Source organism: Mycobacterium sp. (assembly GCF_049673265.1).
Lineage (GTDB): Bacteria > Actinomycetota > Actinomycetes > Mycobacteriales > Mycobacteriaceae > Mycobacterium.
In genome coordinates, this window is the sequence record NZ_JBATXN010000513.1 from 1 (window position 1) to 6,579 (window position 6,579).

At 66.5% G+C, this 6,579-nt stretch carries 6 protein-coding genes; all 6 read right to left on the reverse strand.

Annotated elements, in window-relative coordinates; genetic code table 11:
• Positions 1-920, reverse strand: a 920-nt coding sequence (locus WBF82_RS17710; protein ID WP_424384267.1) for a serine/threonine-protein kinase, incomplete at its 3' end; no start/stop codon positions are given.
• A complete protein-coding gene (gene pbpA, locus WBF82_RS17715; protein ID WP_424384268.1) occupies positions 917-2,392 on the reverse strand; it encodes a D,D-transpeptidase PbpA in 1,476 nt (491 codons plus the stop codon). The genes pbpA and WBF82_RS17710, both read right to left, overlap by 4 nt.
• Positions 2,389-3,792 (reverse strand): FtsW/RodA/SpoVE family cell cycle protein, encoded by a 1,404-nt coding sequence (locus WBF82_RS17720; protein WP_424384269.1) that lies wholly within the window; start codon positions 3,790-3,792, stop codon positions 2,389-2,391. Before WBF82_RS17720 ends, pbpA begins: the two co-directional genes overlap by 4 nt.
• On the reverse strand, positions 3,789-5,249 hold the full coding sequence (locus WBF82_RS17725) for a PP2C family protein-serine/threonine phosphatase (protein ID WP_424384270.1): 1,461 nt from the start codon (positions 5,247-5,249) through the stop codon (positions 3,789-3,791). Before WBF82_RS17725 ends, WBF82_RS17720 begins: the two co-directional genes overlap by 4 nt.
• Entirely contained in the window at positions 5,246-5,713 is a 468-nt protein-coding gene (locus WBF82_RS17730) for an FHA domain-containing protein FhaB/FipA (protein ID WP_424384271.1), read from the reverse strand. Before WBF82_RS17730 ends, WBF82_RS17725 begins: the two co-directional genes overlap by 4 nt.
• A gap of 115 nt (positions 5,714-5,828) precedes the next feature.
• Positions 5,829-6,579 (reverse strand): FHA domain-containing protein (locus WBF82_RS17735; protein ID WP_424384272.1); only part of this gene is annotated, 751 nt, incomplete at its 5' end.

Consider the following 6,579-nt stretch of genomic DNA (forward strand, 5'->3'; position numbering starts at 1 on the left):
GCGGCGGCCCGTGCTTGCGCACCCGACGGAATGGCGGCCGGGGTAGCGCGCCCGGCGGCTGCCCCCTGGTGAGGTCGCGGCGGCCGTCGGCCGGCGCGGACGGCGGCGACGGCATCGGCGAACGGTCCCCCGCTGCGGTAGCGCATGCCGGGGTTCTTGACCAGGGTTATCTCGATGAGCTCGCGCACATTGGGCGGCAGGTCAGCCGGCAACGGCGGCGGCGGCTCTTTGATGTGCTTCATCGCCACCGTCAACGCGCCGTCACCGGTGAACGGTCGCTTACCCGAAACCGCTTCGTAGCCAACAACTCCGAGCGCATACACGTCACTGGCCGGGGTCGCTTCGTGACCGAGGGCCTGCTCGGGGGCGATGTACTGGGCGGTGCCCATCACCATGCCGGTCTGAGTCACCGGAGCGGCGTCGACGGCTTTGGCGATACCGAAGTCGGTGATCTTCACCTGACCGGTTGGCGTGATCAGGATGTTGCCGGGTTTGACGTCGCGATGGACCAGGCCGGCGGCGTGCGCGACCTGCAGCGCCCGACCGGTCTGCTCGAGCATGTCCAACGTGTGGCGCAGCGAGAGCCGGCCGGTGCGCTTGAGTACCGAGTTGAGCGGCTCACCGTTGACCAACTCCATCACCAGGTAGGCGGTGCGCCCCTCGCCATTCATGTCGGTCTCGCCGTAGTCGTGCACGCCCGCGATCCCGGGATGGTTGAGCATCGCGGTCGTACGCGCCTCGAAACGGAACCGCTCAATGAACTCCGAGTCCTGGGAGAACTCCTGCTTGAGCACCTTGACCGCGACGCGGCGCCCCAGCCGGTTGTCCACCGCCTCCCACACCTGGCCCATGCCGCCGGTCGCGATGAGGCGCTGTAGCCGATACCGGCCCGACAGCATCACCCCTACTCGCGGGCTCATGGTCCTCCCTGCAGCGCGGCCTCGATCACGGCCCGCCCGATCGGTGCGGCAAGTGCGCCGCCAGTCGCGGACAACCGGTCAGCGCCCTCCTCCACGAGCACCGCAACGGCCACCTTCGGGCTCTGCGCGGGCGCGAAGGCGATGTACCACGCGTGAGGTGGCGTGTGGCGCGGGTCGGTGCCGTGCTCAGCGGTGCCAGTCTTGGATGCGATCTGCACGCCGGGGATCGCCCCTTTCTGCTGTGTGACATTCTCGGCGCCGACCATCAACGCTGTTAGCTTAGCGGCGACCTCCGGCGAGACTGCACGACGCTGCTGGTGCGGCGCGGTGGTGCTGATGTTAGCCAGATCGGGCCCCTGCAGGCTGTTCACCAGATAGGGCTGCATGGTTACACCGGCATTGGCGATGGTAGCGGCAACCACTGCGTTCTCCAGCGGGGTCAGTGCGACGTCTTTTTGGCCGATACTCGTCATTCCCAGCGCGGCGGCGTCCGGGATCGGGCCCGCGGTGGATTCGGCGACCTGCAGCGGGATGGGGTCGGGCGCGACGTCAAGGCCGAACGACTGTGCAGTGCTGCGCACCGCGTCGGTGCCGGTGCGCAGGCCCAATTGGACGAACGCGGTGTTGCACGACCGGGCGAACGCCTCACGCAGCGACACGGTTTCCGCGTTGATGCAAGGCGCGCCGCCGTAGTTCTCCAGAATGGCGGTGCTGCCCGGCAGTGGAATCGTGGCCGCGGCGGTGAGCTGCTCGTCTTCTCCTGCGCCGTTCTGCAGCGCGGCCGCGGTGGTGATCACCTTGAACGTCGAACCCGGCGGGTAAGTCTCGGAGATGGCGCGGTTGGTCATCGGCGAATGCGGGTCGTCGCGAAGTTGCTGCCAGGTGTGCGACTGCGCCTCGGGGTCGTGCGAGGCGAGCAGGTTGGGGTCGAAGGACGGCGAGGACACCAGCGCCAGGATTTTGCCGGTCGACGGCTCCAGCGCGACGACGGCACCGCGGCACGGTCCGTTGCAGCCCTGCTGCATCGCATCCCAACCGGCTTGCTGGATGCGCGGGTTGATGGTGGTGTCCACGTTGCCGCCGCGCGGGTCTCGTCCGGTGAAGAAATCGGCCAGCCGGCGACCGAATAACCGCTGGTCGGATCCGTTGAGCAGCGGATCCTCGGCGCGCTCCAGGCCGGTGCTGGAGTAGCGCAACGAATAAAACCCGGTAACCGGGGCGTACGCGGCGGCGTTGGGATAGACGCGCAGGAAACGGTAGCGGCTGTCGGTGGCGACCGAATAGGCCAGCAGCTGTCCGCTCGCGGTGATCTGACCCCGCTGACGGGAGTACTCGTCGAGCAGAATCCGCTGGTTGCGGGGATCGGCCCGCAATCCGTCGGCGGTGAACACCTGCGTGAACGTGGCGTTGAACAGCAACAGCACGATCGCCGCCATCACGGTCACCGAGATCCGGCGCAGGGAGGCGTTCATACTTTTTCGATCACCTCGGTGTTGGCGGCCGCGATCGGCGACGTGTTGCGCGCCGGGGTGCGGAACGGGCGCCGGGCCGAATGCGAGATGCGCACCAGGATGGCCAGCAGTATGTAGTTGGCCAACAACGACGAACCCCCGTACGACATCCACGGTGTGGTCAATCCGGTCAGCGGAATGAGGTTGGTCACCCCGCCGACGACGATGAACAGCTGGATGGCCAGCGCCGAGGCCAAGCCCGCGGCCAACAGCTTGCCGAAGCTGTCCCGTACTGCGATCGCGGTGCGCATGCCGCGGATGATCACGATGGTGTACAGCATCAACAGGCCGGCCAATCCCACCAGGCCGAGTTCTTCGCCGAACGCGGCGACGATGAAATCTGTCGACGCGGCCGGCACGGTGCCCGGCTGGCCATTGCCAAGCCCGGTGCCGAAGATCCCGCCGGTGGCGAAGCTGAATAGCGACTGCACGATTTGATATCCGGCACCGTCCGGGTCGGCGAATGGGTCCAGCCAGGTTTGGACGCGAACCTGGACGTGATCGAAAATGAAATACGCCGCAACGCTTCCCAGCGCGAACAAGGCCAAACCGATGATCACCCAACTGAACCGCTGAGTGGCGAGGTAAACCACCACCAGAAACGACGCATAGAGCAGTAGCGAAGTCCCGAGGTCCTTCTCGAAGACCATCACGCCGACCGAGATCACCCAGGCCGCCAGCAACGGCGCCAGGTCACGTGGACGCGGCAGATCCATGCCCAGGAAATGCTTACCGGCGCTGGTGAACAGACCGCGTTTGGCTACCAGCACCGCCGAAAAGAAAACGAGCAGAAGGATTTTGGAGAACTCAGCGGGCTGAATCGAAAAGCCCGGCAACCGGATCCAGATCTTGGCGCCGTTCTGTTCAGAGAGCGACCGCGGCAACATCGCCGGGATCGCCAGGATAACCAGTCCGGTCAGCCCGCAGATGTAGCCGTAGCGGGCGAGCTGTCGATGGTCCTTCAGCCAGATCACCACAAAGGCAAAAGCTCCGACTCCCACCAGCGTCCAGAGGATCTGTGGATTTGCGCGGGTAGTGGCCCCGCTGAGGCGGTCGTCGATGTCCAGTCGGTGAATCATCACCACGCCTAGGCCGTTGAGCAACGCCACTATCGGCAGCAGCAGCGGGTCCGCATACGGCGCAAAGCGTCGGATGGCCAGGTGGGCGCACGCGAACACCGCCAAAAACCCTGCGGCGTAAGTGATCAGCTGCCAGTTCAGGCCGCGCTCCTGGTTGGCCTGCACGAGCGCGAAGGCCGCCACGGTGATCAGGGCCGCGAAGCACAGCAGCAGCAGCTCTGCATTGCGGCGATTCGGCAGCGGTGGAGTGACGGCGACCGGCGGCTGTGGCGCGGTGGTCACGTCGGTTTCCGGCAGTTGGTACCCGGCTGGGGCGGCGCCGGACTGAGCGTTGTGAGAGTGGGCGCGGGCGGTGTCGGAGAGGAACTTGTCGGAAGTTGTGCTGAGGTGCTGGCGCCGGGTTGCGATGGCTGGGTCGTCGCGGGCGTGGGCGGGGGCGGCGAGGTCGGTGGCGACTGGGCGCGCGGGCAGAGCGGTAACAGCGATTCGGGCGATGACAATCTGTGCAGCTGTGCGTTCGCTTGATCGAGCGTTCCCGCTGGGAGGCCGGCCGATACCTGCGCGCGGGCCGACGGAGCCAAGTCAGACACCTTCATCGGTTGGCAATCTCGACTGCCCCCGACCTGACCATAGGGGATTATCGAAAGCTGGTTGCGATTGCCCAGGCATCCTTGTGAATAGGGGTTATGCAGCGGCAGACCCGGGATGGACACCGGGATGCCCCGCATAATGGATACGATGCCGTTGTAGTCGGCGACGTAGTAGTAATTGCGGATCACAGTGCGGCCGATGGCCAGCGCCGCCAGCACCAACAGCACGACGAGCGCGGCACCGATTGCAAGTCTCCGCCGCGAACGCCTCGGGCGGGCGAACGTATCGACTTGCGGCAGAACGCGTTTCACCACATCTTTGCGCGGGTTGATGGCCGACGCCCGGCCCGCTGCCGTGTTGGGTCGGGTCAGCTGGTCATACTCGGAGTCGCCCGATACCGCACCCGCGATGATCGGCTGGGTCGGACCGTAGTCGTAGTCGACGACGTCGGCGACCACCACGGTGACGTTGTCCGGGCCGCCGCCGCGCAGCGCCAATTCGATGAGCCGGTCGGCGCTGTCGGTGACGTCGGGAATCTTCAAGGCGTCAAGGATGGTTTCGTCGCTGACCGGATCGGAAAGTCCGTCCGAGCACAGTAGATAGCGATCGCCGATGCGCACTTCCCGCATGGTCAGCGTCGGCTCGACCTCGTGACCGGTCAACGCCCGCATGATCAGCGATCGCTGCGGGTGGCTGTGCGCCTCTTCCCGGGTGATCCGACCCTCGTCGACCAACGTTTGAACGAACGTGTCGTCCTTGGTGATCTGGGTGAGCTCGCCGTCGCGCAACATGTAGCCGCGCGAGTCGCCGATGTGCACCAACCCAAGACGGTTGCCGGCGAACAGGATTGCCGTGAGTGTGGTGCCCATCCCCTCGAGGTCGGGTTCCATCTCGACCTGTGCGGCGATCGCGGAGTTGCCGGCGTGTACCGCAGCGTCGAGCTTGGCGAGCAGGTCGCCACCAGGTTCGTCGTCGTCGAGATGGGCCAGCGCGGCAATTACCAACTGGGAGGCGACTTCACCGGCGGCGTGGCCGCCCATGCCGTCGGCCAGCGCCAGCAAGCGCGCGCCGGCGTAAACCGAGTCTTCGTTGTTGGAGCGCACCAAGCCGACATCGCTGCGGGCCGCATATCGCAAGACCAAAGTCACGGGCGCAGCTCGATTACCGTCTTGCCGATACGAACCGGCGTGCCAATGGGAACCCGTACTGCGGTCGTCACCTTCGCCCTGTCGAGGTATGTGCCGTTGGTCGATCCTAGATCTTCGACGTACCATTCCGAGCCGCGCTGAGACAGCCGGGCGTGCCGCGTCGAGGCATAGTCGTCAGTCAGCACCAGAGTGGAGTCGTCGGCGCGCCCGATCAACACCGGCTGGCCGGACAGCGTGATACGTGCACCCACTAACGCCCCCTCGGTCACTACCAGGTAGCGCGCCGCGTTGACCCGGCGCCGCGTCGGCAGCAGAGTGCCTCGCAACGTCAAGCCGCGTCGCACCATGACCGCGCCGGTCGGCGCGTAGATGTCAGTCCGCAAGATTCTCAGCACCGACCAGATAAACAGCCACAACAGCATCAAGAACCCGGCACGCGTCAGCTGCAGCACTAGTCCCTGCATCTGGCGTCCCCTCCGTCCTGGCGCCGCCCGCTTCGCGTGCCCGGATATAGCAACGTCACGATACTTGGAGGGCGGCCGACGCGGGCTGAAGCTGGGTAGCTTCGCGACTACGGGCTCAATGGATGTGGACGACGATCTCAGAGTGTCCCAGCCGAATGACGTCGCCGTCAGCCAACTGCCACTCCTGCACCGGCGCGTTGTTGACGGTGGTGCCGTTGGTGGAGTTGAGGTCCGACAGTAACGCGACGTGTCCGTCCCAACGGATCTCCAGGTGGCGCCGTGACACGCCGGTGTCGGGCAGCCGGAACTGTGCGTCCTGGCCGCGACCGATGATGTTGGCGCCGTCGCGCAACTGGTAGGTGCGTCCGCTGCCGTCATCGAGCTGCAAGGTGACCGCCGTCCCGGACGACGGGTAGCCGCCCTGGCTGTAGCCGCCATAGCCGCCGGCCTCCTGGGGCTGGCCATAGTCATAGTCGCCGCCCGCGGGCTCGGCGTACCCGCTGCCGTATTGCGGAGCGGGGGCTTCGCCGTAACTGCCGTAATCGGGCTGTTGGGCGTAGTCCTGCCGGCCGTATTCCGGGCCACCGGCGTAGCCCTGGTCGTAGCCGCCGCCGCCCTGCTCGGGGTAGGCGGCCCGTTGGTCGGGGGCGGCGTACCCCCCCTCATCTTGGCGGGCCGGTCCGCGGCCGTAGTCGGCGTACTCGCCGTAACCCTGACCACCCGGCTGGCCGTAGCCGCCCTGCTGGTAGCCCTGGTCGTAACCCTGACCGCCGCCGTAACCGGGGGCCGGCTGCTGCTGGTGCTGGGGGTAGCCACCCTGGTCGGGGTAGCCGCCGCGCTGGTCGGGGTAGCCGCCTTGGTCGGGG